General features: G+C 37.0%; 21 protein-coding genes, 1 tRNA gene and 3 pseudogenes. 14 read left to right on the forward strand and 11 right to left on the reverse strand.

Features of this window, described 5'->3' with window-relative positions; genetic code table 11:
• Positions 1-51: 51 nt before the first annotated feature.
• Positions 52-123: transfer RNA gene (locus tag ACYQ21_RS00820), tRNA-Glu, on the reverse strand.
• Between the two features lie 179 nt (positions 124-302).
• On the opposite strand from ACYQ21_RS00820, the gene ACYQ21_RS00825 reads away from it, so the two are divergent.
• The 3 genes from ACYQ21_RS00825 (at position 303) to ACYQ21_RS00835 (ending at position 3,023) form a co-directional block, all read left to right on the forward strand.
• The gene (locus ACYQ21_RS00825) at positions 303-1,301 is read left to right on the forward strand and encodes a glycosyltransferase (RefSeq protein WP_460054176.1); all 999 of its coding nucleotides are present in this window, start codon (positions 303-305) and stop codon (positions 1,299-1,301) included.
• 102 nt (positions 1,302-1,403) lie between these two features.
• Positions 1,404-2,735, forward strand: a complete 1,332-nt coding sequence (locus ACYQ21_RS00830) for a glycosyltransferase family 4 protein (RefSeq protein WP_460054179.1) — start codon at positions 1,404-1,406, stop codon at positions 2,733-2,735.
• A 63-nt stretch (positions 2,736-2,798) separates the two neighbouring features.
• On the forward strand, positions 2,799-3,023 hold the full coding sequence (locus ACYQ21_RS00835; RefSeq protein ID WP_003140041.1) for a DUF1797 family protein: 225 nt from the start codon (positions 2,799-2,801) through the stop codon (positions 3,021-3,023).
• A gap of 56 nt (positions 3,024-3,079) precedes the next feature.
• On the opposite strand, the gene ACYQ21_RS00840 is transcribed toward ACYQ21_RS00835, so the two are convergent.
• Both ACYQ21_RS00840 and ACYQ21_RS00845 read right to left on the reverse strand, forming a co-directional pair.
• A complete protein-coding gene (locus ACYQ21_RS00840) occupies positions 3,080-3,370 on the reverse strand; it encodes a GIY-YIG nuclease family protein (RefSeq protein WP_460054181.1) in 291 nt (96 codons plus the stop codon).
• Positions 3,363-4,109, reverse strand: coding sequence for a tRNA1(Val) (adenine(37)-N6)-methyltransferase (locus ACYQ21_RS00845; RefSeq protein ID WP_460054182.1), 747 nt, complete (start codon positions 4,107-4,109; stop codon positions 3,363-3,365). Before ACYQ21_RS00845 ends, ACYQ21_RS00840 begins: the two co-directional genes overlap by 8 nt.
• A 69-nt stretch (positions 4,110-4,178) precedes the next feature.
• On the opposite strand from ACYQ21_RS00845, the gene ACYQ21_RS00850 reads away from it, so the two are divergent.
• Positions 4,179-4,679 (forward strand): NUDIX domain-containing protein, encoded by a 501-nt coding sequence (locus ACYQ21_RS00850; protein WP_460054184.1) that lies wholly within the window; start codon positions 4,179-4,181, stop codon positions 4,677-4,679.
• Positions 4,680-4,694: 15 nt separating this feature from the next.
• Positions 4,695-5,552 (forward strand): NAD(P)H-hydrate dehydratase, encoded by an 858-nt coding sequence (locus ACYQ21_RS00855; RefSeq protein ID WP_460054230.1) that lies wholly within the window; start codon positions 4,695-4,697, stop codon positions 5,550-5,552.
• A 255-nt stretch (positions 5,553-5,807) separates the two neighbouring features.
• Here ACYQ21_RS00855 and ACYQ21_RS00860 read toward each other — a convergent pair whose 3' ends face one another.
• Positions 5,808-6,122, reverse strand: a complete 315-nt coding sequence (locus ACYQ21_RS00860) for a GNAT family N-acetyltransferase (RefSeq protein ID WP_460054186.1) — start codon at positions 6,120-6,122, stop codon at positions 5,808-5,810.
• A 130-nt stretch (positions 6,123-6,252) separates the two neighbouring features.
• Between ACYQ21_RS00860 and ACYQ21_RS00865 the strand changes: the two genes are divergently transcribed.
• Entirely contained in the window at positions 6,253-7,101 is an 849-nt protein-coding gene (locus ACYQ21_RS00865; RefSeq protein ID WP_460054188.1) for a putative ABC transporter permease, read from the forward strand.
• An 84-nt stretch (positions 7,102-7,185) separates the two neighbouring features.
• Complete coding sequence (locus ACYQ21_RS00870) at positions 7,186-8,157, forward strand: Gfo/Idh/MocA family protein (RefSeq protein WP_460054191.1); 972 nt, start codon at positions 7,186-7,188, stop codon at positions 8,155-8,157.
• 38 nt (positions 8,158-8,195) lie between these two features.
• Here the strand turns inward: ACYQ21_RS00870 and ACYQ21_RS00875 are convergent, their stop codons facing one another.
• The 7 genes and pseudogenes from ACYQ21_RS00875 to ACYQ21_RS00905 form a co-directional block, all read right to left on the reverse strand.
• Positions 8,196-9,005: a Cof-type HAD-IIB family hydrolase gene (locus tag ACYQ21_RS00875; protein WP_460054192.1), complete on the reverse strand. Its 810-nt coding sequence runs from the start codon at positions 9,003-9,005 to the stop codon at positions 8,196-8,198.
• Between the two features lie 80 nt (positions 9,006-9,085).
• Positions 9,086-9,433: pseudogene (locus ACYQ21_RS00880) on the reverse strand (TipAS antibiotic-recognition domain-containing protein); the annotation flags it as partial.
• Between the two features lie 399 nt (positions 9,434-9,832).
• Positions 9,833-10,930: an anti sigma factor C-terminal domain-containing protein gene (locus ACYQ21_RS00885; RefSeq protein ID WP_460054193.1), complete on the reverse strand. Its 1,098-nt coding sequence runs from the start codon at positions 10,928-10,930 to the stop codon at positions 9,833-9,835.
• Positions 10,917-11,420 (reverse strand): RNA polymerase sigma factor, encoded by a 504-nt coding sequence (locus tag ACYQ21_RS00890; RefSeq protein WP_460054196.1) that lies wholly within the window; start codon positions 11,418-11,420, stop codon positions 10,917-10,919. Before ACYQ21_RS00890 ends, ACYQ21_RS00885 begins: the two co-directional genes overlap by 14 nt.
• A 493-nt stretch (positions 11,421-11,913) precedes the next feature.
• Positions 11,914-14,442 (reverse strand): DEAD/DEAH box helicase family protein, encoded by a 2,529-nt coding sequence (locus tag ACYQ21_RS00895; RefSeq protein WP_460054197.1) that lies wholly within the window; start codon positions 14,440-14,442, stop codon positions 11,914-11,916.
• The gene (locus ACYQ21_RS00900) at positions 14,442-16,436 is read right to left on the reverse strand and encodes a site-specific DNA-methyltransferase (RefSeq protein WP_460054198.1); all 1,995 of its coding nucleotides are present in this window, start codon (positions 16,434-16,436) and stop codon (positions 14,442-14,444) included. The genes ACYQ21_RS00895 and ACYQ21_RS00900 overlap by 1 nt, the downstream gene beginning before the upstream one ends.
• Before the next feature lie 280 nt (positions 16,437-16,716).
• The gene (locus tag ACYQ21_RS00905; protein WP_460054200.1) at positions 16,717-17,685 is read right to left on the reverse strand and encodes a hypothetical protein; all 969 of its coding nucleotides are present in this window, start codon (positions 17,683-17,685) and stop codon (positions 16,717-16,719) included.
• A 231-nt stretch (positions 17,686-17,916) separates the two neighbouring features.
• On the opposite strand from ACYQ21_RS00905, the gene ACYQ21_RS00910 reads away from it, so the two are divergent.
• From ACYQ21_RS00910 to ACYQ21_RS00940, 7 genes and pseudogenes are all read left to right on the forward strand, one after another.
• On the forward strand, positions 17,917-18,231 hold the full coding sequence (locus ACYQ21_RS00910; protein ID WP_460054201.1) for a hypothetical protein: 315 nt from the start codon (positions 17,917-17,919) through the stop codon (positions 18,229-18,231).
• Positions 18,231-19,307 (forward strand): ATP-binding protein, encoded by a 1,077-nt coding sequence (locus tag ACYQ21_RS00915; RefSeq protein WP_460054202.1) that lies wholly within the window; start codon positions 18,231-18,233, stop codon positions 19,305-19,307. Before ACYQ21_RS00910 ends, ACYQ21_RS00915 begins: the two co-directional genes overlap by 1 nt.
• The gene (locus ACYQ21_RS00920) at positions 19,304-19,912 is read left to right on the forward strand and encodes a hypothetical protein (protein WP_460054203.1); all 609 of its coding nucleotides are present in this window, start codon (positions 19,304-19,306) and stop codon (positions 19,910-19,912) included. The genes ACYQ21_RS00915 and ACYQ21_RS00920 overlap by 4 nt, the downstream gene beginning before the upstream one ends.
• A gap of 124 nt (positions 19,913-20,036) precedes the next feature.
• Positions 20,037-20,657, forward strand: a pseudogene (locus tag ACYQ21_RS00925) (replication protein).
• A gap of 9 nt (positions 20,658-20,666) precedes the next feature.
• Entirely contained in the window at positions 20,667-20,852 is a 186-nt protein-coding gene (locus ACYQ21_RS00930) for a DNA-binding protein (RefSeq protein ID WP_460054205.1), read from the forward strand.
• Between the two features lie 91 nt (positions 20,853-20,943).
• Positions 20,944-21,993: pseudogene (locus tag ACYQ21_RS00935) on the forward strand (site-specific integrase).
• A gap of 444 nt (positions 21,994-22,437) precedes the next feature.
• Positions 22,438-23,490 carry a restriction endonuclease gene (locus ACYQ21_RS00940; protein ID WP_460054207.1) on the forward strand — a complete coding sequence of 351 codons (1,053 nt, stop codon included), beginning with the start codon at positions 22,438-22,440 and terminating at the stop codon, positions 23,488-23,490.
• Positions 23,491-23,518 lie beyond the last annotated feature (28 nt).

Genomic DNA, 23,518 nt, shown 5'->3' on the forward strand with positions numbered 1-23,518 from the left:
TATCAAAAAAACATACAAAAAACTTCCGTCTAATCTGACGAAAGTTTGAGATAGTCCGTACGGGATTCGAACCCGTGATACCGCCGTGAAAAGGCGGTGTCTTAACCCCTTGACCAACGGACCGAGGTAATCATATGTTACTGATTTCTTCAGCAACATAAATCATTATATCGTAAAACTGAAAATGGGTCAAGCCTTTTTTGAAAAAAATATCATTTTTTTCATCAATAGTTGCTTTTTCTGGAATTTACACCGTAAGTCTGATGTTTCCTAGTCATTTTCTGATATAATGGACATAAGTTATGAAAATTTTACTCTATTTAGAGGCCGAAAAGTTCCTACGTAAATCTGGCATTGGCCGCGCCATCCACCATCAAAAGCGAGCATTAGATATTGCTGGCATTGACTATACAACAAATCCCCACGAGGATTTTGACATCGCACATATCAACACTTACGGCATTAAAAGCGTCATGCTGCTTTTTCGTGCCAAGCGAATGGGAAAAAAAGTCATCTACCACGGTCATTCTACAATGGAAGATTTTAGAAATTCTTTTATCGGCTCCAATTTATTAGCGCCATTCGTCAAAAAATACTTGACTTTTTTATACCGGCATGCGGATTTGGTGATTACACCAACCGAGTATTCTAAGCAACTCATCACCTCCTACGGTGTCGACGCTCCTGTTGTCGCCATTTCAAACGGTATTGACCTGAGTAAGTATCGCCAGTCTCCCAAAAAAGAGCAGGCTTTTAAAACTCACTTCCACGTATTACCTGACCAAAAAATCGTCATGTGTGCGGCGCTTTATTTCAAGCGCAAGGGTATCGATGATTTCGTTAAAGTCGCTGAAATGATGCCAGATGTGCGCTTTATCTGGTTTGGCGAGACCAATCTTTGGACTGTTCCCGGTTGGGTACGGCGCTTGGTCAAGAAAAATCACCCTGCCAATGTCGAGTTTCCGGGTTATATCAAGGGCGATATTTATGAAGGCGCGATGACCGCAAGTGATGTCTTCTTTTTCCCGTCGCATGAGGAAACTGAAGGGATTGTCGTCCTAGAGGCTCTCGCATCCGATCAAAATGTTGTCGCACGCGATATTCCTGTCTATGGTGGCTGGCTGGATGATACTGCAGCCACTCTTGTCTCAACGAATGCGAACTTTGTCTCTGCCTTAAGAGAGGTGCTAGACGGCAAGATAGACAAACGCAAAATCGGTCATCGTGTCGCTGAAAGTCGATCGATTGAGAGTATCTCAAGTCAACTCGTCGCAGCTTATCAACAAGTTTTAGACAACTAATATGCCTTTGAGGCAGCTACTAACGACAGCTACTACTTGCTCAGTCTTGATTATCTTGACTGCCTCAAGTATGCGTCGTTTTCAATCTCTAAAGGAGTTTTTATGAGAATTGGTCTTTTTACTGACTCTTATTTACCACAGGTTTCGGGCGTTGCCACATCAATCGAAACCTTAGCCAATCAACTTACCCAGATGGGACATCAGGTTTTTATTTTTACGACAACAGACCCCCATGCTGATCCGACTGATGACCTAGACAACGTTATTCGTTTGAGCAGTATTCCTTTGATTTCACTGGCAGAACGTCGGATTGTGCTCAAAGGCGTAGTCGCTGCTTATCAGGTTGCCCAAACCTATCATCTCGATATTATTCATACCCAAACTGAGTTTGGGGTCGGCATTCTTGGGAAACTTGTGGCGAGACAGCTTAAGATTCCTGTCATCCATACCTTGCATACCAAGTATGAAGATTATGTCCATTATATTGCCAAGGGAAAAATTCTTCGACCGGGTATGGTCAAATATGTCATCAAGAGTTATTTATTTGGCGTGGATGGCATTATTGTGCCTAGCGCAATCGTCCTAGACATTGTCAATGGTTATGGTGTCAGCCTTGAAAAACGTGTGATTCCAACTGGGATTGAGTTGAGTAAATTTGTCCGACCTGAAATTTCAGTAGCGGATTGCGAGAAATTGCGGACAAGCCTTGGTATTCTACCTGATGAAACGATGTTACTGTCATTATCCCGCATTGCCGAAGAAAAAAACATCCAGTCAATTATCAAGAGCTTAGTAACGGTACGAGAGCAAATCAAGGTCAAACTTGTGATTGTCGGGAGTGGTCCTTATGAAGATAAACTCAAAAAGCTGGTCAAGGACTTAGCACTTGATGACATCGTCATTTTCACTGGTCTTGTTGACAATAATCAAACAGCTTATTACTATAAAGCAGCGGACTTCTTCATCTCAGCCTCAACTAGTGAGACACAAGGCTTGACCTATATTGAGTCACTGGCATCTAGCACGCCAGTCTTAGCGACAGATAATGCCTATCTCAAAAGTCTGATCACCGAACCTGTCTTTGGTCGTCTTTTTTCTAGCGATGATGATATTGCAGCGACTATTTTAGCCGCGATTACAGAAACACCTGACTTTGATCAAGCCCGCTATGATCAAAAACTCTACGACATTTCGGCAGAAAACTTTGCCTTGCGTGTCTACGAATTCTATCTGGATAAAATCATCTCAAATGATCAATATCTGGCGCAAAAAGGGGAGACTATCCCAAGACGGACGGCGCGAATGGTTCGCCAAGCACCCGCAAAAACGGTTAAAACCGTTGCCAGAACGCCAAAAAAAGTTGCCTATTTTGCGAAAAAAGCAATCAAACACGCCAAAATTCTCAATAAATATGGTAAAATAAAGTTAAAATAATAAACGTTAAAACGATTCATTGAATCGTTTTAATATCTTACATCATAAAGGAATCTGTATAAAATGAAATCTCATCTCTCTGCTATTCTCAACCGATTGGAAAAACTTGTCGCATCAGGTGATCCAAAAGACACGTTTAACTTTGAAAAAGACGAAGAAGTTCAAATCACTGTCAGCTTTGATGGCGAAAACCAAGTCTTCATCGTAAAATATCCTAAAATCAAGGAAACTTCTGATTTCGATAGCATCGACCTTGTGGCGATGGAAATCTTTGACTTAATTTACTAATAGTGTAAACCCACCCTAAATCATCCGTGACTTAGGTGGGTTTTTATCATAACTTTTTATAGAGATGTCACCTGTCCATCTGTTATCACGATGCCTTTTTCACGGAGAAAGGCATTTTTTTTTGGACGTGTTCTCAAGGTTTTTTTGAACCAGTACTCCCGTTTCAAGGCTTGTGATTTATCTGGAAAAGTTTCAGAATAAATTAACTTGACTGGTCGTCTGGCTTTAGTATATTTAGCACCTTGTCCTGCATTGTGGGTCTTAATTCGTTTTTCTAAGTCATTAGTATAACCTGCATAGAGCGACTGGTCGGCACACAAGAGCACATAAAAATAGTAGTTAGCCATAGTAGATGTGATGTACCTCGTCTGTATAGCTGCCATCTGGTTTGTGCAAAATCAAGGGTGGTAGGAATTTCTCGCCACCAGCTTTACCATCTTTAATAGCATCAATCAGTAGAATATTAGCATCTCGATCTGCTTTTGGATAGACAAACTGGATGCGTTTGGGGACTAGATTGTATTGTGTCATGGTTTGAATAATTTCGAAAAATCGGTCAGGTCGGTGGACCATGGCCAGATGACCGTTAGTTTTGAGCAATTGTTGACTGATGCGACAGATGTCATCAAGATTGGTTGCGAGTTCGTGCCGCGCTAACAGATAATGCTCGCTTTCATTAATTCGTGAGTGTTCATCTAGCTTAAAATAAGGTGGATTGCAGAAAATCAAGTCTGTACTGGAAGGCTTGAGATGGTCTAGTGTCTTAGCTAAATCATCCTGAATCACGCGCACTTGCTGCTCTAGCCCGTTCAACTGCACACTTCTCGTGGCCATATCTGCCAAGCGTTCTTGGATTTCAATTGCAACGATGCTTGCATTTGTACTGCTGCTTGCAAATAGGCCGACTGCACCATTTCCCGCGCATAAATCGACGATTTGTCCCCGCTTGGGGATGTTGGGGAAACGGCTGAGGAGCACGGCATCGACTGAATAGGAAAAAACATCCCGTGACTGGATGATTTTCACGTCATTCGTCGCTAGCTGGTCGATTCTTTCCTTGGGTTTGAGTAAAGATTCTGAGTTCATCTTTTCATTATAACAAAATAGTAAAAGTTTATGATAAGATTTAGTTATCAATATCAAAGGAAGTGACTTATGACGGAGAAAAATTATATTGCAGATATGCGGGCGCTAGTCGGGCATCAAGGCATGATTTTCGTGACAGCTTTTGGTGTGCTGTGGAATGCCGACCGAACGGAGATTTTGCTGGAACGGCGTGCAGATTCGCCTGATAGCGGCTGGGGCTTCCCGGGTGGTTTTCTGGATTATGGCGAGTCACCGATGCAGGCGGTCGTCCGTGAATTTAAGGAAGAAACTGGGCTTGATGTTGAAGTTGTCCGAATTTTAGGGATTTCCACGCATATTACCGATAAAAATGCTTGGGGCGATGCGCAGGAAAATATCGCCGTTGGCTTTGAGGTTCAGCTCGTCGGTGGGTGCGTCCAAGCAGATGGCGATGAAACGCTTGAAGTCAAGTGGGTGCCCATCTCTCCTGAACCGCAAATGTTTGTCCCTCAAGCCCAGCGCACCATGCACAAGGTTTTAACGGAAAATGAAGCTAGCGATAAGGCTTGGTTCCGCGAAAATGGCGAGTGATATAGTCATAAGATGATAATGAAACTGACACAAGCAATTCTCGGACAGACGATTACCAAGCGCGCTAACGCCACGCATAAAGGCGATTATGGCCGTATTCTGATTATCGGAGGTACTGAACAGTACGGCGGCGCCGTCATCATGAACGCCCTCGCAACAGTTCATAGCGGTGCGGGTCTCGTTACCATTGCGACCCATCCCAGTAATTTTTCAGCCCTTCACAGCCACTTACCCGAGGCAATGGTCACAGACTATGCACAAGATTTGACACCTTTTATCGCGTCAGCTGATGTTATCCTCATCGGATCGGGACTAGGAGAACAGTTGGCGATTTTGACTGCGACATTAAGCAAGGTCAAAACTGAACAGATTTTAATTTTGGATGGTTCAGCCCTGACTTTACTGGCTGAACACCAGCTCGACTTGCCAAATGCGCGTCTTATTTTAACACCCCACCAGATGGAATGGCAGCGTTTGAGCCAGATTGAGATTGCAAGACAAACACCGACTAAAAACTTAGCTACATTGACAACATTCAAACCAAGACCCATTCTTGTCTTAAAGAAATATCAAACAGAAATTTACACAGACCATCAAGTATACCAACTCACCATCGGCGGACCACATCAGGCAATTGGTGGCATGGGCGACACGCTCGCTGGGATGATTGCAGGATTTTCTGGGCAATTCCATGCATCGCTTGAACAAGCAGTCTTAGCTGCAGTCTACGCCCATTCAGCGATTGCTGACGATTTGGCAAGAGAACAATATGTCGTTTTACCAACACAGATTTCTACTGAAATTCCAAAGTTGATGCACCGATATGCTCAGAAAGATGAAACTAAGACAAAGAACTTTAAAAATAAGCTATAACTCCTTTCAATCCTTATGCGAAATTCGTATTGTTTTGGCAAAACAATACGAAATTGGTTAAAAACAGCTAATTTTGTGCGAAATTGGTATTCTTTTGCCAAAACAATACCAAATTGGTAAAGGAAGCATTTTTTGTCTTTGGATGACCGAGTATTTTCTTCCTAGCCTATTATTTTTAAAATTATTTCGATAAAATCAGCTCATAACAATCCCAGTCTGCTCCATAGGCAAAGCATTGACCGACCTGTTTAAAGCCTAATTTTTATATAAAGCTAGAGCAGACCAGTTATCACGAGAGACAAATAGACGTAAGTCTACACTGTCTATGTCTCTCAATTTATCAATGATAGCTGAAATCAGCTCTTGAGCAAGGCCTCGTCCTTGGGCAGCTTGACACACAGCAACTCTGGATAAATCATACCAATTAATCACTTGCTTATTCCAACACTCAAAAGTATCTAAATCTGCCTCTTCTACTGCCGATGCGACCGCTAAAATCTTGTCTGTTCCATCTTCGATAAGATAAAGCAACGCACTCCTAATATCTGATTGGGCATGTCTCATTTTCATCGTATGTCACTTCTTCCTTTGACCTTCAGGTGATCCTAAAGATCGTTTTGATTTTATCCTTAGTTTACCATAAACCTTTTCTGGCACACAATTTTCCAAACAATATGATAAGATAAAGATAACATATCTAATGATTCAGCTAAATCTCATCAAAAAAGAGGGGGCGCTCATGCTATCTGACCACGTCGTGCTAACTTTTCTGACCTATTTTCCAGCCTATGCCTTTCTTGGCTGGTGTCTCGAAGTCGTTTATGCCTCGGTCAATACTGGTAAATTTGTCAATCGTGGCTTTCTAAACGGTGCTGTCTGCCCCATCTATGGGTTTGGTGCGGTGCTCTTTATTCTATTTCTAAACCCGATTGCGGATAATCTCCCCCTCCTTTTCTTGGCTTCCGTCCTCATCGCAAGCTTGCTTGAATTAGTCGGTGGCTATATTTTAGAAAAATTGTGCCATATGAGGTGGTGGGATTATTCCCAAGAACCTTTTAATATCGGTGGCTTTATTTGCCTGAAATTTTCTTTGATGTGGGGCCTTGCGGGGGTCTTTCTGATTAAAATCATCCAACCGATTATCGCTAATATTTGGGAACACTTGCCGACCCTGCCGGTCACCCTTATCATCAGCATTTTTTACCTCATTTTGCTCACCGATATCATCATCACAGTGGTTGCCATCGCTCACCTCAACCGCGATTTACAGCAGGTGCATGAACTCTCACGCATGATCCGCCGTGGCAGCGACACCTTGGCCGAGAATCTCGGCAATTTCGCTGTGGACGCATCCGAGAAATTTGATAGCCATAAAGATGAGCTGACTGAAACTCTGACGACTGAGATTGAGACCCTCATGGCACATCAAAAAAGGATACGGGCGCGGATACTCAAGGCCTTTCCAAATGCGAAACACCAGACTGAAAAGAAAGCCTTGGAAAGTTTGCGAAAACGCTATGATACTTACAAAACCTTCAAAAAGAAATGACTTTCGAGTCTTTCTTTTTTCTTTGTCATGGTATAATTGAAAATGAAAACACTTACAAAAAATGACAAGATAAGGAAAATGACTATGAAAACAATTCATTGGGCGATGATTGGCATGGGCGATGTCACAGAAAAGAAAAGTGGACCGGGATTTTACAAGGCGAAAAATTCTGTCTTATATGGTGTCACCAATCGAACGTTAGCTAAAGCAGAAGATTATGCCAAACGTCACCATGTCGAGAAGGTTTTCGCCTCAGTCGATGACTTGCTTGCCGATCCTAAGGTAGATGCGGTCTATATCGCGACACCTCCTGGCTCACACAAAGACTATGCGATTCGTTGTGCTGAAGCTGGTAAAGTCTGCTATATCGAAAAGCCTATTGCACTGACCTATAACGAAGCCTTAGAGATTTCAGAAGCCTTTACAAAAGCAAAAGTCAAAGCCTTCGTCGCCTACTATCGCCGGACTTTACCACGCTTTACTGAAGTCAAATCGCTATTAGCATCAGGTGCTATCGGTGATGTGCGCTTTGTTAATGTTGCTTATTATCGACCTGCTGCTAAAGATGAAATCAATGGCACACATTGGCATGTGCAGCCTGAGATTTCCGGTGGTGGCATTTTTATGGATATGGCCGTGCATACACTTGATATTCTGGACTTTTTCTTTGGTGCTATTGAAAAAGTTGCAGCCTTTAGCGTGAATCAGGCAGGCTATTATGAGCCAGAAGATAATGTTGCCTTGTCCTTTGCCTTTAAAAATAACATCACAGGGACAGGCAATTGGTGCTTTACGACTGATACTACCGCAGATAATATCCAAATCGTGGGGTCAAAAGGTGAAATTAACTTTGGCTGCTTTACCAACGACCCCATTCAGCTTAAGACTGCCGAACAAGAAACGGCCATTCCAGTGGGCACGATTGAACATGTCCATCAAAATTTAATTCAGACGATTGTGGATGAGTTAAACGGTCAAGGGAGCTGTCCGTCTACGATTGAGTCTGCCTTGCGCACCGCTTGGATTTGTGAACAGGTTTATCAGCAAGAGGATTAAATATAAAAAATCTCATCATTTCTGGATGAGATTTTTTGCTAGTCATTCGCCGTAAGGATTTTCTCGATTTGGGTTAAGACACTCTCTTCATCATTACTCCTGATGACATAGTCTGCTATGGCTTGGATACTTGGGATGGCATTGCTCATGGCATAACCGTGACCGACAAATTGTAGCATTTCAAGGTCGTTGCCTCCATCACCGAAGGCTGCCATTTCTTCTGGTTTGATGTTCCATAATTTGCCAAGTTGTGCCAGTGCACTCGCTTTGGTGATATCTGGCACTAGAATATCAATATCGCCATCGCCAGTAGGGACTGGAAACAGCACGCCTTGTAAGGCATTGGTTAATTGTGCCAATTTTTCATCGACAAGATGTTCTGGAAAGTTGAAAGTCATTTTGACAATCGTATCTTTTTCAAACATAGCTGATAAGTCTGGCACTCTTGCCAGCCGATGATAATATTGGTGAGTATAGTTGTAAAATGCCTCAGGTGCTGTCTCCAAAATATAGGCTGATTTCGTCCCACAGATAATGCCTTCTCCTTGATGATCAGCTGCTAAAATCGCCAAGGCTTTCTCAAAGGCATCGTATGGCATATCGGCTGCAAATAAATCATTTCCTTTGCTAATGATATGTGCCCCATTTTCAGCTGCAAAAGTCAGTTCATCTGAAATATCTGAAAAAAATGATTTGAGTTGAAAAGATTGATTGCCACTGGCAACGACAAATTTAATGTCGCGTTTTTTCAGCTCAGCATATAAGTCAGCAAAACGCTTGCGATTATAGTCTTTTTGGCTATTTAAAAAGGTCCCATCCATATCTGTAGCGATTAATTTGATTGGCATTTTATCTTTCTCCCTTTATCTGAATACGCTTTCCTAACTCAAAGTATAGCCTATCTAAGGAGAATTTGCAAAGACTAGCCTTAAGCCTTTTGGGCGTAATCTGTCATCGCTGCCGCTAAAAATTCTGGGAATCCCTCACCATACTGTCTCAAGTTTTCTGTAAAACGCTCGTCTTGCAGATACATTTGCCCAAGGCCTGCAAAGACCTCTAAGGTGTAGTGATAGCCCAAAGTGTCGTTGAAGACGTGGTACATGTTGTCAATGGCAGCTTGCGCAATGGGGGAGGTAGGCTGTTCGTCCTTAAGCTTTGCCAAGTCGTGAAATAATTGGTTCATTTTTTCAGACATTTTTTGCTTGCCAGAGTCAGAAAGACTGTCAATTTTCTCCTTCGTGTGCGCTATCGCATCTGTTCCAAAGCGTTCAATCGCTTCTTTTTCATAGGGATTTGCCTTTGTAAAATCAAAAACCTTAAACTTTTCTGCACTTCAAATGCCTGATGTCTATCAAAAGTTGAGCTGTCAAGCAGGCTCTGAATCTCCGTTAATAGAAAACCACAAGCCTTGGAAAAAACAAATTTGCTGGAGTTTTTCCAAATCTTCGTCTGAGTAATCGCTAGTCATGCCACGCATTTCGAGTCGGTACTAGTAGACCAATCTTATCGTAATGGTGTAAGAAACCAGCAAGTTTAGCGACTTCTTTGATGTTCATATGTTCCTCCTGACTATAGCTCTATTATAAACTATGACTTTACGTTAGGGTCAAGGGGAAAGTCCTGTTTCATTTAGTAAAGTGGGGCATTTCCTATCAATCTTAAAATACCATTGCTATTATTTGGTGGGCTTAATATAAGGTACAATCTCCGCACTCGCACCAGCTGATGCTGCTTGTATCCAAGATTTACCTTCTAATTGTTTAAAGTTTTCACTTCTGCCTGTTAAGACAATGCCATTGAGCAGCATATCTTTTTTATTTTCTAAACGGTTATTTTTCAAAATGCCGTCCAAAATTTTCTGTTCATCCTTCTCCATCTTGAGCGAGTAATCTGTTTTCAGCATTTCAAAAGCTGTATTAAGACCATTATCACCTTTCCAATAGTCGCCTAATTGAAGATCTCCATATTTGAAATCACTACTATTTGAGTAGCCAAAGGTCACTGTCGGGGTAAATATAGCCTCATCTGCATCATTCAAATGGATATGTTCTGTTTTCTTACTCGCTTGCTCGCCTTCACTCACCCAATACCATGCTTGTGTCAGATTATCAGGTAACATCTTTTGGACTTCTTCATAAGTATAGGGTTTGTCAAAAGAGATACCGACTTCAACCACACGATTTTCTGTTTTGACAATATTTTCTAAATCATTCGGGTAAGTGATTTTTTCATACAAATCTTCTGGAAATCTCGTCCATGATGACCCGTTCTTTTCTTTTTTCTTTGTATAATTTTTTTCTTTAATGGCTTTATCCTGAATATCAGCCGTAATATATTTGTAAGTGATATTCGGATTGAAAAAGTTCATTCTTCGACCTTCAGGATAGGATTTGCCACCTATACTATAGATGTCTACCTTTCCTAACTTACTTAAAATATTATAAATCCCTGTTATATCCCCCCACTCTAATGGATAACCATCAACATCTTTTTGGACAACTGATGTATTTTTACCATTAAATAAACCAATATCTGATTGAGGCAAGTTACGTGTCTGCACATTTGGTGTCATGAATCGTGTTTTCACCTCAAGATATTTAGCATTTTCATAACCATGACGATCGTTCATCCAAAAAATACCAAACAATATCCCCAAAACAAAGATAATTGACAAAACAACAGAAATCACCACCGTCAAAATACTTTTCTTCCGATTTTTCTGCTTACTTTTTTTCACCACTTCTTCAAATTTATCCGCATCAAATTTCGTCATTTTCTTTTACCTCCAAATAGATTTTCTTAAACGCTTTTCTAGCACGGTATAGTGTCGTATTGACCGTGTCTAATTTCATATCCAAGAGGAAACCAATCTCCTCATGGCTCAATGTCTCATCATATCGCAAGAGTAACAGCTCCGTATATCTCGGTTTGAGTAAATGCAAGGATCGACTCACGTAAACATCTTCCAGATTCTCCATCTCAAATGCTGTAACATGTGCATCAAAGGTCGCAAACTGAACTTCTAGAATCTCAGCATAGCGTTGTTTTCGCCGATATAAATCTCGAAACTGATTAATCGCCACCTTATAAAGCCAAGCTCTCATCGTGTCCGGTGGTAGCACATGACTCGTTTCGATAATCTTAACCAGAGCATCTTGCGCAATATCTTCCGCATCTTCATAACTGGCGCCATTTTTGCGCAGATAGTAGGAAACTTCGCGCGCAAGTTCTACTAACATCTGCTCAAATCCATCTAATTTCAAGTGCTACCTCCTTTCTACGATTTCATTTCATAAAATCTTGAAACTTGACCTACACTAACGCTTCGTCCAAGCAGGGTCATTCGCGAACTGACGTCCGCTCAAAATCTTTCTGCGATTTCGCGGTTTTTCATCGGTTTCATAAATATAACGAATGGATTTGCCAAATCTATACACATGATTCAAAAATATTTTAGTCCTATCTTTTATGGTAACAAAATTTTTCGGAAATTTGACATAAAAAAACACCTCGCGATATGCGAGATGTTCAAATTGTAAATATTAACGTTTTGAGCAAAATATTAACGTTTACTAAAACATTTTTTCCATTCCTATCAATTTTAATCCTTAACAATCCGCTTAACTACGCCATTAAAGATTTTTCAAAAATGATAGATATGGATAAAAATTGATATTTATAGATTGAGTTTGCACCAGACTTGCACCAAGATAGTAGAAAATGAATACATTGAATCAGCATGAATTTGCTGATTTTTTATTCATCCAGTTTTATATCAAGGTTACTTGTATAATTTTCCGCCTTCTTAGATTTTAAGTTACTAAAAAAAGTATCATAATCTTTAGGAGTTAGGAAATTAAATTTATATCTAGTCCTCTTCCTCTGATCTTGTAAATGCTCATTTATCTGTTTAAAATGGGCTATTGCCGCCTTATTTTTACCAATGTTTTCTATGTCTGGATCATTGAGCTGTGAATCATCTTTTGTCTCTACTACAATATAAAGGTCGCCTTGCTTTATAAACCAGTCCGGATTAAATTGACCATTTTGATGATGACTTCCCTTTTGCCAAACATATTCTATTTTATAAAAACTCATGTCATCCGACTTTATAAAAGAGTCAATAGACTTTGCAATTTCTAGCTTAATTAGTTCATCTAAGAATTTCTTTTCAGGTATACCCGTTGTCACAATTCCAAATTGCGGCGTTTTAAAATTGAATTTATTATCAATCTTAAAATTTTTAAAACCCTTTGACGAGTCCGAAATTTCTTTATAACTAGCTTTACTTGCATCATCAATTAAGCTATTCTCAAAATCAACACTGTAGTATAAAACACAATTATTCGTAAACCGTGTTAAATCGTTTGTATTTTTAGGTAAATTTTTTGTATCTACTTCAGAATACTTTGTTGGTAAAGTTTTATAAGTTACAACTTTTGAAACGTCACGAAAAATAACACTCATAGAGCTCAACAATTTATTTCTTAAACTTTTTGTTATAACTTCATTACTGCTTTTATCCAAAGATTCTTGAATCATTTGAATAATTTTTTCCTTAGGCCACAATGCTTGGTACTCTGAAATAAGCGTTTTATCAGGAATATCTTCAAACCTATGATATAAAGTGTCTGCAACCTCTTCAACTGTAAAGACTTGATGATTGTAAGTTGCTGAAATTTCACTTGTCATCGAATTTCTAACATTTTCAAAAGTCATTGTGCTTTTGCCTGAAACTTTATCTGTTGGAAGTTTTACCCCATTCTCCCAAAGATTGTATGAGCCCATTTTTAGATATTCTTTTGCATCCTCTTTCCTTTCATACTCAACAGTCAATAACCTAAAATTGTAATCAGATTCAGAATTCACTCTTGTGGTAATAGTTTTTCTAATTTGTAAAATTTCATCAACTAACGCCCTAACATTTGCTGACCACTTTTCATGATTAAAAACTCTAACCGTTGGAATCCCCCAACTCATTTGCCAATCATCAGGGATACGTAAACCACGCCCTAAAACTTGAGCAATCAATAATTTAGAATTGAATGCACGCTCTTCATCAGGAACTATTTGAAATACTCGCTTGACATCCCACCCCTCTGTAAGCATTGAAACACTAAAAATAAATTCAACAGGATTACCTTTTTGGTTCACATTTTTCAATTTCAGTCTATCAGGAGCAGCCTTTGCACCACTATGAACACAAAGGACTATTTCATCAACTTCATCATTTAAAATATTCCGTTGTTTCTTCAAAAATTCCTTGAACTGCTTTGCTTTTGTATCTGCCGTGTTTTGCTTATCGGTAACAATAATTGTAATGGGTTTAATTCCAAGCTCCTGTGGTAGCTTCTTTGCGATTTCATTATGTGAGTTTAAGATAACTTGCCAACGCTCATTTTTGTCCGTCGGGATATCTTCCTTTGAAATATATTCAATATCTTTAACGAATCCATTTTCAATCGCTTCACGCAATGACAAACGATAAATAACATTTGAAAAATATTCATTAGGAGTTCCTGAGCTCGTTTTACCTTTATAAGGAGTTCCTGTAACGCCGATTATATATTTTAAATTAATATCATTATCTCGTTCATTACTAACAAAATCTTTCCATTGATTTTTTTCAGAATAATAAACATGATGAACTTCATCGTTCAAAACTAAAGTAGTTTCGCCGTTACCTTTGAGACTATCGGCTATCGAATTTCTATTTTCTTGTGATTGATAGATCGCATTACGATTTTCAATCGTAATCGAATTTTCTACAATAGTACTATCACCATTCAAAATTTGAGGTGGTATAAAATCAGTTCCCAAACTTCTATTATATTGGTCGTTACTTAATAAATCTTTGAACTTATCCGTGAGCTCCCTCTCAATAGTTAAACTCGGAACAAGCACCAAAACACGGCTGATCTTTTTTGAAGCCAGCATAATCATGGCAATAGCAAACATTACATAAGATTTCCCTGTCCCTGTCGCCAAATCTAGCGTCGCACAAAGTTTATCAGCCAACTCCAAATCACTCTGCATTGAATTAAAATTATTATTCCAACGTTCTTGAATAACAATATTTTTATCAAAATTTTCTTTTGCGAGTGATGATATGTTTGAATATTCACCAGAATTCAAAAATCTAAGGGCTGTTTCAGTTGCATCTTTTTGATATGGACGATTGTTAAATAACAAGCTCAAAAAATTTTGATAAAGACCTTCATCCCAAAGTTGTGGATTCACGCTTTTACCAACCTCTAAAACTAAATCACTTTCCTTATAAGCCATTAGTCAATCCCTCCCTTTGTAGTCTTGAACTCATTTCCAAATCTATCAACAAAAATATACATAGCTTGTCCATCAACTTGATTTTCATCAAACTCGATAGAATGAGTATCTTTATCAAAATCATCACGATAATAAACTTTATCCATATCAAATACCTTACCATCGTAATTAACATCTATCAGAAGCATAGCAAAAGATTCAAAATCATTGACTTGATTTTGTCCTTTTATTCGTGAATAAGATTCAAATGATTTGATAATCAAATTCTCTCCATCAAGTTCAAAGTCAACTTTCGGAGGTCGAATAAAATCAAAACCAACTGAATCTATCGCTTCATTAACCGAATCACTATCATTCGCTTGAAGTGTTGCCGAAAAGCCATCTGTAAATTTCTGAGACATTGAATATGGTACACGCAGAATATTGAAAAGCGTGCCCCATTCATCGTTTTCACCATTATATTCATCCACAGCAAAAGAAAACTTCCCTTGTGGTGCAATGATAAACATCTCACTATCAGCACTTGAACCAAGTCTTAGATAGATCTCTTCAAGTGTACTTTCAGAGATATTGGCATCCAGAATTTCAAGTTCTTTTGGAGAATAAACTTTTACAGGATAACCATCTTTAACGCCATCAAAAGTAATGCCTTTAATAATTTGAGTGTGTGGTTCAACATCATAAAGTGCCATTGCAAATTGCTTCCATTGTTCTGAATCAAAAGAATTCAGTTTTTCCTCGTCATAAAGCCCGGAATTATAAACAGTGAACGCTCTATGATTTTCTATATTCAAAATTCTTTTCTGAATTGTATAAATTGATAGCTTTCCAATGTCCCCTGTAATCCACCGTCTATCTAATTTTTCTGCTACTGCCGCAGTAGTTCCTGAGCCACCAAAACAATCTAAAACAAGGTCCCCCTCATTTGAAGTTGAATTTATTATTCGTTCCAACAACTTTTCTGGTTTTTGTGTAGGATAGCCAATGTATTCATTGGAAACTGTACCCATACCAGCAATATCATCCCAAAGATTATCAGCAGGATAAATTTCTTCGACTTGATTGCCAACTTGTTTCCTATAATATTTAATTGAAATAGTGCCTTTATCTGTACTAACTTTTCCCTCTTTTGAAATTTTTAATTTTCCACCATTTGTTACATATATCCGATTTTGTTCAGAAAATTTAATGATTGATTCATCAGAATAAGAGCCTTTATCAGAAGTTCTATAATATCCATCTGAATCTTTTTTATATTTTACATCTGCTTCTTCTAATGATAGGTACTTAGTTGTTTCAATTTTATTCCATGTAAAATTTTCTGATTTTGTGTATATAGTTAAATAATCAGTATTAAAGGGAAGAAATTTCGCATCTCCTTTCCTTCCTCTGACTACACCTCTTCTCCAAGATACTTGATTTCTAAAATTTCCCTCTCCAAATATCTCATCCATCAAAATTTTCACATAATGACTTTTCCGATAATCCATGTGAACCCATATTACACCATCATCCGAAATAATTTCCCTCAATAAGATAAGTCTTTTTCGTAGCCATTCTAAAAATTCTGCTCCTTTAAGTTTATCAGAATAGGCTTTTATATCTTTATTAAAAAAGTCCTGTTTAGTTGCAAATGGCGGATCAATATAGACTAATCGCACTCCATCTGTCCCGTCAGCATTCTTTAGTTCTCCTCGTTTCTTCATTTCAACCAACGATTTTAGTACTTGCAAATTATCTCCAAAAATAATTTTATTTATCCACCCAGATTCATCAACTTCGCCAAATTGTCTATCCGGTTGAATCGGTGCAGCAAAAGTTTGACTAATAATAGCCTGTTCACTTTCTTTACCGAAATAAGTTAGCTCATACTCTTTACGAGAAGGCGGAAAAAGAATTCTTGCAAATTCAGTTGATACTTCCTCTCCATTTGCTACCTTTTCTTGAGCTTTTACTAGTAATTGAAGGAGCATTTTTTGTCTTTGATTATCCATCATAACTCCTTCTCACGCAAAAACGCCGTCAAAAATGACGACGTTTTTTGAGCATACTGAAAAAAGGTAGTTACTACCGTGCTGTGCTGTGCTGTGCTGTGCTGTGCTGTGCTGTGCTGTGCTGTGCTGTGCTGTGCTGTGCTGTAAATTGTACCATCTACAAACTCCTTGTCAAGTCTTTGAATTCATCCTCTATTATACCATGAATGCCTTTACAGGATTAAAATAAAAGCAGGCTTCTCTACCTCCTAGAAATCCCTTTATATCAACATTTACAACTTTAATATTCCCACTCTGATTTTAATGTGATTTCTTCAATCCTCTTTTGATAGTTAGCTAGTCTATCGACAAAATTATACGTATCTATGACCAATTCTTTCTTTAAAATCCACTCTTCTTTCATTTCGTCACTCCTTTCTTCTAATAGATTAACCCCATTCCAATTATTAGGATTTTCCATCTCATATTCAACTAGAGTCATCTCGACACACTCTTCCAGTAAGTTATATGCTTCTAAACCGTAGTTACTACCCTGAGCATCAATTACAAACTGGAAATACTCCTCATAGCAAAAACTGAAAAAAGAATCAATTGTCTTTGACAAATTTTTTAAAGTGTTATCTCTGGAGATAAAATACTGCGTGTATAATTGCCAAACAGAAATATTTTCAAGTCTCATTGAAGCATCAGCTAGAAGCAAAAATCTCCTTGTTGCATCTACAATTATTTGGCGAAATTCATCGGTATTAAATAGTTTTTCTAACTCAGATTTATCATCAATAAGCCTAACTTCATTTTTTACTATAAATTTTGAAAACGGAATATAATCTTTAAATAATTCGATTACTTTAAATTTATATTTCGATGAAAGCAGAGCATCATAAAACACATCATCCCAAAAGAAATTATAATGAGATCTAAAATAGTGCTGGTTCATTCCCTTTTCATGCACTCCCCATACTAGTGTTGAGTATGGTATACCCATATTTTCAGCAATAAGTTTAGCGACTTCATCAGTAATCTTACCCTTACTATTTATAATACGACTCATGGTTTCAGTAGATGTTCTTTTCGAAAAACTGTAATAAGGCTCTCCAATCCCATTACTATCATTAATAATTCGTTGATTATCTTTCGAATAAAGAAGTTCGTAAAGATGTAAATTATTTACTTTTTTGTAACTTTTAATGTCACTGATAAGTTTTGTTACAATACTATCAGCTGTGTTTCTAAAAATATCTTTATCCATTCATCGCCCTACCTTGTTGTATCGTTTTTATAAAAAAAACATATTATCCTATACAATATTTTACCTATTATATCATATTTATGATTAAAAAGCACCCAATATTGTATGCTTTTAGGATATTCTACCCCTAAAGTATACAGAATTTGATACAACGTAATTATATGAGATACTTTTCATATAGAAAATTTTCTACCCCCCCAAAAAAAACGAAAGATAAAAGGTAACTTCTCTATGAAGACACGCAATCGCAAAGGTGGCTATTCAAGCAATACAGCAAATGAATACATCGATATTAAGCACCCCATCCACTGCCTGAGTACTGAACTTGAACCGCAAATCAAATTTGAAGACGGTCAGCCAACAGGTGAAATTATTGCTCAAAAAGCATGGTTTTCTCAAAAAGGACTGCCCCCATTTCAGGTGAAGTTTGAATCTGAGATTGCACTTCCAGACTATATGGCGATGGTTGATTTTGACAACCTAGAAGCCTGCGAAGTGGGGTACAACGTCTATTTTCGTGCTAGCAACATCAAGGAGGTAAAATAATGACCGAAAAAGAACTCACTCAGTATCTACTTCAGAGTCTCAACATGGGACTCGGCGCCCTTATGCAAGGGGAGACAAGCTACACCAACAGTTTTGATATTAAAGTTATGCCTGATGGATTTCTATTTATCCCACGCCTTCCAGCAGGTTATATTATTGATGATGAGCTCTATCAAAAGATTTTTCTGATTGCCAATGCTGCATTATATCCTAATTACACCGTTCTCAAGCAAAACTCTGCTTATTTTGTGCCCCTTGAAACTTCTGACATTCACACGCAAAGAGCTCTCTATTTCCCGTGGGAAAAAGGAATAAGCAAGCGTCTAGTCATTTCAGATTTAGAAACATTTGCTACATCTCAAGTAGGTACAATTATTCCTATAATGGAAAATCTATCCATTGATTACAATAAAGTAACTTCTATCGCTATTGCAGGGAACTCAGGAAGTGGGAAGTCATACGCTTTAACCTATTTCTTGAGCCTACTTAAACCTATCTCTGAGCTAATTATTATCGATCCTAAATTTGATACACCAAGCAGGTGGGCAATAGAAAATAATATTGTAGCTATTCATCCTGAACAGAATCGTTCCAAGTCCGATTTTGTTTCACAAATCAATGAAAAATTAAGTCAGGCACTTGACTTGATTTATGAACGACAAGGAATTTTATTTGAAAAATCTGATTACAAATTTGATCACTTAACCATTGTTATTGATGAAGTTCTTGCACTTAGCGAGGGGCCAAACAAGGCGATTAAAGATTCGTTTTTCTCTTTGCTTTCACAAATAGCTCTTCTAGGTAGAGCAACAAAAGTTCACTTATTACTTGTTAGTCAGAGATTTGATTATAATTCTATTCCTGTGTCAGTTCGGGAACAACTCAATGTCAATATCCAAATCGGGAATATTAACAATAAGACGGTACAATTCTTATTTCCAGACCTAGAACCAGAGGGGATTGTCATCCCGATTGGAAAAGGAACGGGCTTGATTCAAATCATTGATAACGAACACCCTTATCAAGTCTTACCCCTCCTCTGTCCAACCTACTATACTGCAAAGGGGATTTTATGACAAAATCATACTTCATGAGAACATTCAACATCAACATCAAACTTCCCATTTTCACACTCTTTAACTTCATCATTGACTTTGTGCTACATCCCCTAGCTTTAGGATTGAAAAATAATTCAGAACTCTCAAAAATAGAGTTGTTCAAGAACTGCTCTGATTTCCTACAACGAGCATCAGAATTTATGAGTAATTTGGGCATGGTCTTACTCTTACTTTTTATTCTGTCGGTAAGCATTGAACTAATCATTAGATTAAAGAATGATTCAATTTTAAACTACGTAAAATCTTGCTGGTTAACGTTTAAATTAAGAAGATTTTTAGTTCAAAACGAACGAAGTATAAAAGGGATTGAAACAACACAAGTTCAAACATCTAATCCAATATATGCAGATTTTAACACTGCGGTTAGAAAATCTATTGTTGAAATAAGCATTGATAGAGCCGTAATCTATATTAAGTTGCCCCATACTCAACAAGCGCAAAAAATATTAAAAGATATGGTATCACAAATCAAAGAGGAAATCTCAAGCAAAAATCCAGATTTTTATTTTTCTGCTCCTAACAGAACTAAAAACGCAATGTGGTTCACTGGCACAAAACGATAATACGTCAGGTGGCACTGTGGCTTGCATCGCAAGAAGCCACAAGCGCCATTTTTAATATGAATGGGGCTACTACGCCCCCCATTCATTCAATAATCAATAATCAATAATCAGAATTCTGAAATTTATAAAAAAACGTCCTGATAAGCGGAGGAAGTCATATGACACAAAAAAAGAAAAACGGTCAAATAAATGGGCATTCTTGCTCTACAAGGAAAGCACCCCTAAAAATTATCTGGAAGCACTGGAAGATATACACGTTCCCTTTATCCTCAGCCCTTGGCATGACAAAGATGTGAACAAAAACACAGGCGAGTTCAAAAAGGCTCATAAGCATGGGGCTTTATTCTTTGAAACGCTCAAAAGCTATTCCCAAGTTTCGACTTTATTGACTGATAAGCTCCATGCGCCTGCTCATGTTGAAATTGTAACGAGTCCAAAGGAAATGTTTGATTATTTTATTCATGCATAAAATCCTGATAAAACACCTTATAATATTGAAGATATTGAGTCGGGATGCGGATTCGAACTTGAAAAATTTTTAGCAGAAAATAATACAGACTTATTGAACAAAGTTTTTGCCATCATGCGACAATCAGGAATAACCGAATTTTCAAGTTTTACGGATTATATCGCTGATGAATATCCCAATTTATTGGGCTATATATTTGATAAAAGTTACTTTTTCAAGATTTACTTAGATTCTAGGCGATTCAATACAAATGGAAAAAATAATAAGAATAAGTGAAGGAGAATCATGAAACAAGAATATCCTTATTTACTTAATCGAGAACAAGCATCAAGATTCATAGGCATTGACCCTAAATCTTTTGATCGGTACATCCGTCCATATACTTCTTTAAAAAGATTTATGATTGGTAGTCAAGAACGTTTCACGATTGATGAACTCAAAAAATATATTCAATCTCACTATGTAAATTAAAAGAAAAGTTGATAGTTTTGTAAAAATTGATTACAATAATCTTGTATTCATTTGCCTACTATCAACTTTTTTAATTAGAAAGCTGAATATTATGGCACAAATAACAAAACGTGGAAAAAAGTGGCGTGTCACTGTTTCCACCTCAAAACATGGCAATAACGCCAGAATCACAAAATCATTTGATGATAAGGAGGATGCTAAAAAATGGGCACTAGAAAATGAGCTCGCCAAAAATATCGGAATTGACCTTTACAAACGAAACCAAACTTTCGCAAACTACTTTGAAAATTGGGTAAAAACCGTTAAAAAAATGATGTCCGAGAAACAACTTATCAGAATTATCAGCACGTTATCCCAGTCGTTAAGCGACTATTTCTTAACACAAAAATTTCTGAACTTAATGATCTGCTCGTTCAATCTAAAATTGATGAATATGCAGAAAATCATTCTCGTAAAACAACACAAGAAGTCTTGCTGAAAATTAGAACCGCTCTACACTATGCTTATGGTCACGGACTTTTAGCTACCTATTTTGGAACACTTGTAAAAACTCGTGGTAAGGAAGCTGAAAAGAAAAATGTAGCCTTATCAATTACAGAAATGAAAATTTTAAGGCAATATTTAATCCGTGCACATAAAAATGAATTCGAAATCATGACACTTCTAGCTTTAGAAACAGGGGCACGCCGTGGCGAATTATTAGGATTACGTCCTGAATATATCGAAGACAATGCTATTTTAATTCGTGAATCTATTAGTCCAACTTCAGATGATACTGAATTAAAAACTAAAAAATCACGTAGAAAAATTACCATAAATCAAGATGTAATGGAGCTTTTAAAGACTGTCAAACCTAAAGAAAATGGCTATATTTTTGATCCTGACGATTTCCATCAATCTAAAAAATTAGCTCAATTACTCGACCGTCTAGGATTGTCAAAAACTACCTTTCACGGTTTGCGTGATACACATGCCTCCTTTTTGTTTTCAAGTGAAAAAATCTCGATTGATTACATTTCTCAACGCTTAGGACACTCCAATATTCAAACGACACAAAATTACTATTTGACTTTAATGCCAGAAAAAAAAGCACCAGCAAGATGCGGATGCTTTAGATTTTTTGAATTCTTTATCAGCATAAATCGTGTTCCTGTAACCCCTTGGTATAACTGACTTAACAAGCCAAATTGCACCAAAAACAGCGATGAACGTTGATACAGAGCGATTCTGATTAACGTTTAGAGAATTGACTTGCTTTACGGGCTTTTTTGAGACCAGCTTTGAAAAGCATCTATTTTCATAAATTTCAAAATGCTTTAATGGTGCGCTTTTCGAGAGTTTTTCATAATCATAATTTTATCTAATTTCAACTAATATCATCTGAATGGTGTGAATTTTGCCCTAAAAATACATGAATTGAGCTAACTAATACTAAAAGTTCACACCATTGCTTAGTTGAATAAAAAATAAAGTCTATCAGTTTTAAAATTGGTAGATTTTACTTTATATTCAAATTTATCCTGAAATATTATATATATTTATAATGTGTTATAATATAAAGAAAAAAGGAAATTTTTTGATAATTATGTTAGGAACAATTATAAGTTTAATATTAGCCCTTATTATATTTTCATTCATTATCAAGTATGCTATTGAATATTGGTATATATTTTTGCTGATTTTGTTAGTAGCCCTATATTTTAATAGAAAAAGGATTTTCTCTATGTTTACTTCAAAAATAGGAATAATAATTTGGACTTTATTAGGTATATGCGTTCTTTTCGCTTTAGTTTATTACCTATATTTGGAAAATAAAAATCATAATAAAAATTCGACTGTTTCTAAAAACACATCAAAAAAAGTGGAAGATAAAGTTTACAACAACCAAAAATCATCTGAAAATAAAAAACTTTTAGATGAGATAGAGTTTCTCAAAAACAGAAACAAGGAACTTAATTCAATAATTACAAGACATAGCATGACTATTGGAGAATTGAAATATGAACTTAAAAAAATGGAAATGGTTAAAAATACACCAGAAAATGCTACAAATAATTCTAAAACAGAAAACGAATCAATAATCTATAAAAAAGTATTTTCAGATTTTGAGCTGTACCATACGAACCCAAAACAAGCCATTAAAAATTTTGTGAATGAAATTTACGAACGTGATTATGAGGGGAAAAGGAATAGTAAAGAATGGACGGATAATAAAGGGAAAGACTTTGAATTATTTATTGGTAAAATTTATGAACTAAGTGGTTATGATGTGATTTATAATGGAATAGAAGCTCATAAAAAAAGGCTATCGGATTATGGAACTGATTTAATCGTTGAGAGAGACGGGCATAAAGTTGCTATTCAATGCAAACACTATGCAAAAGACGGGAAATTACCTGTTGGTGTTAGTAAAGATTATTATATTTCAGTAGAGAAGTTTGATGTAAATGAGTTCATTATTTATAGTACGGTTCAAAAAATTTCTAGACCTTTGAAAAAAGAATTATTCGAGAATAAAAAAATTATACTTAGAAATAATTGGCAAAATCTTTTGTTCAAACACTTGAATAAAGTTGCACCAAAACTTTTTGAAGAATTGAATATCTCTCAGAAAGATTTTAAATCATTAATTGAATAAAAAATAAAGTCCACCAGTAGAAATTGGT

The sequence above is a fragment of the Pseudolactococcus yaeyamensis genome, from assembly GCF_054658615.1.

What these genes read in the sequence shown, in the direction of transcription:
- ACYQ21_RS00825 (WP_460054176.1), top strand. Translation starts at nt 303, where the DNA reads ATGAAAATTTTACTCTATTTAGAGGCCGAAAAGTTCCTACGTAAATCT.
- ACYQ21_RS00830 (WP_460054179.1), top strand. Translation starts at nt 1,404, where the DNA reads ATGAGAATTGGTCTTTTTACTGACTCTTATTTACCACAGGTTTCGGGC.
- ACYQ21_RS00835 (WP_003140041.1), top strand. Translation starts at nt 2,799, where the DNA reads ATGAAATCTCATCTCTCTGCTATTCTCAACCGATTGGAAAAACTTGTC.
- ACYQ21_RS00840 (WP_460054181.1), bottom strand. Translation starts at nt 3,370, where the DNA reads ATGGCTAACTACTATTTTTATGTGCTCTTGTGTGCCGACCAGTCGCTC.
- ACYQ21_RS00845 (WP_460054182.1), bottom strand. Translation starts at nt 4,109, where the DNA reads ATGAACTCAGAATCTTTACTCAAACCCAAGGAAAGAATCGACCAGCTA.
- ACYQ21_RS00850 (WP_460054184.1), top strand. Translation starts at nt 4,179, where the DNA reads ATGACGGAGAAAAATTATATTGCAGATATGCGGGCGCTAGTCGGGCAT.
- ACYQ21_RS00860 (WP_460054186.1), bottom strand. Translation starts at nt 6,122, where the DNA reads ATGAAAATGAGACATGCCCAATCAGATATTAGGAGTGCGTTGCTTTAT.
- ACYQ21_RS00865 (WP_460054188.1), top strand. Translation starts at nt 6,253, where the DNA reads ATGATTCAGCTAAATCTCATCAAAAAAGAGGGGGCGCTCATGCTATCT.
- ACYQ21_RS00870 (WP_460054191.1), top strand. Translation starts at nt 7,186, where the DNA reads ATGAAAACAATTCATTGGGCGATGATTGGCATGGGCGATGTCACAGAA.
- ACYQ21_RS00875 (WP_460054192.1), bottom strand. Translation starts at nt 9,005, where the DNA reads ATGCCAATCAAATTAATCGCTACAGATATGGATGGGACCTTTTTAAAT.
- ACYQ21_RS00885 (WP_460054193.1), bottom strand. Translation starts at nt 10,930, where the DNA reads ATGACGAAATTTGATGCGGATAAATTTGAAGAAGTGGTGAAAAAAAGT.
- ACYQ21_RS00895 (WP_460054197.1), bottom strand. Translation starts at nt 14,442, where the DNA reads ATGGCTTATAAGGAAAGTGATTTAGTTTTAGAGGTTGGTAAAAGCGTG.
- ACYQ21_RS00900 (WP_460054198.1), bottom strand. Translation starts at nt 16,436, where the DNA reads ATGGATAATCAAAGACAAAAAATGCTCCTTCAATTACTAGTAAAAGCT.
- ACYQ21_RS00905 (WP_460054200.1), bottom strand. Translation starts at nt 17,685, where the DNA reads ATGGATAAAGATATTTTTAGAAACACAGCTGATAGTATTGTAACAAAA.
- ACYQ21_RS00910 (WP_460054201.1), top strand. Translation starts at nt 17,917, where the DNA reads ATGAAGACACGCAATCGCAAAGGTGGCTATTCAAGCAATACAGCAAAT.
- ACYQ21_RS00915 (WP_460054202.1), top strand. Translation starts at nt 18,231, where the DNA reads ATGACCGAAAAAGAACTCACTCAGTATCTACTTCAGAGTCTCAACATG.
- ACYQ21_RS00920 (WP_460054203.1), top strand. Translation starts at nt 19,304, where the DNA reads ATGACAAAATCATACTTCATGAGAACATTCAACATCAACATCAAACTT.
- ACYQ21_RS00930 (WP_460054205.1), top strand. Translation starts at nt 20,667, where the DNA reads ATGAAACAAGAATATCCTTATTTACTTAATCGAGAACAAGCATCAAGA.
- ACYQ21_RS00940 (WP_460054207.1), top strand. Translation starts at nt 22,438, where the DNA reads ATGTTAGGAACAATTATAAGTTTAATATTAGCCCTTATTATATTTTCA.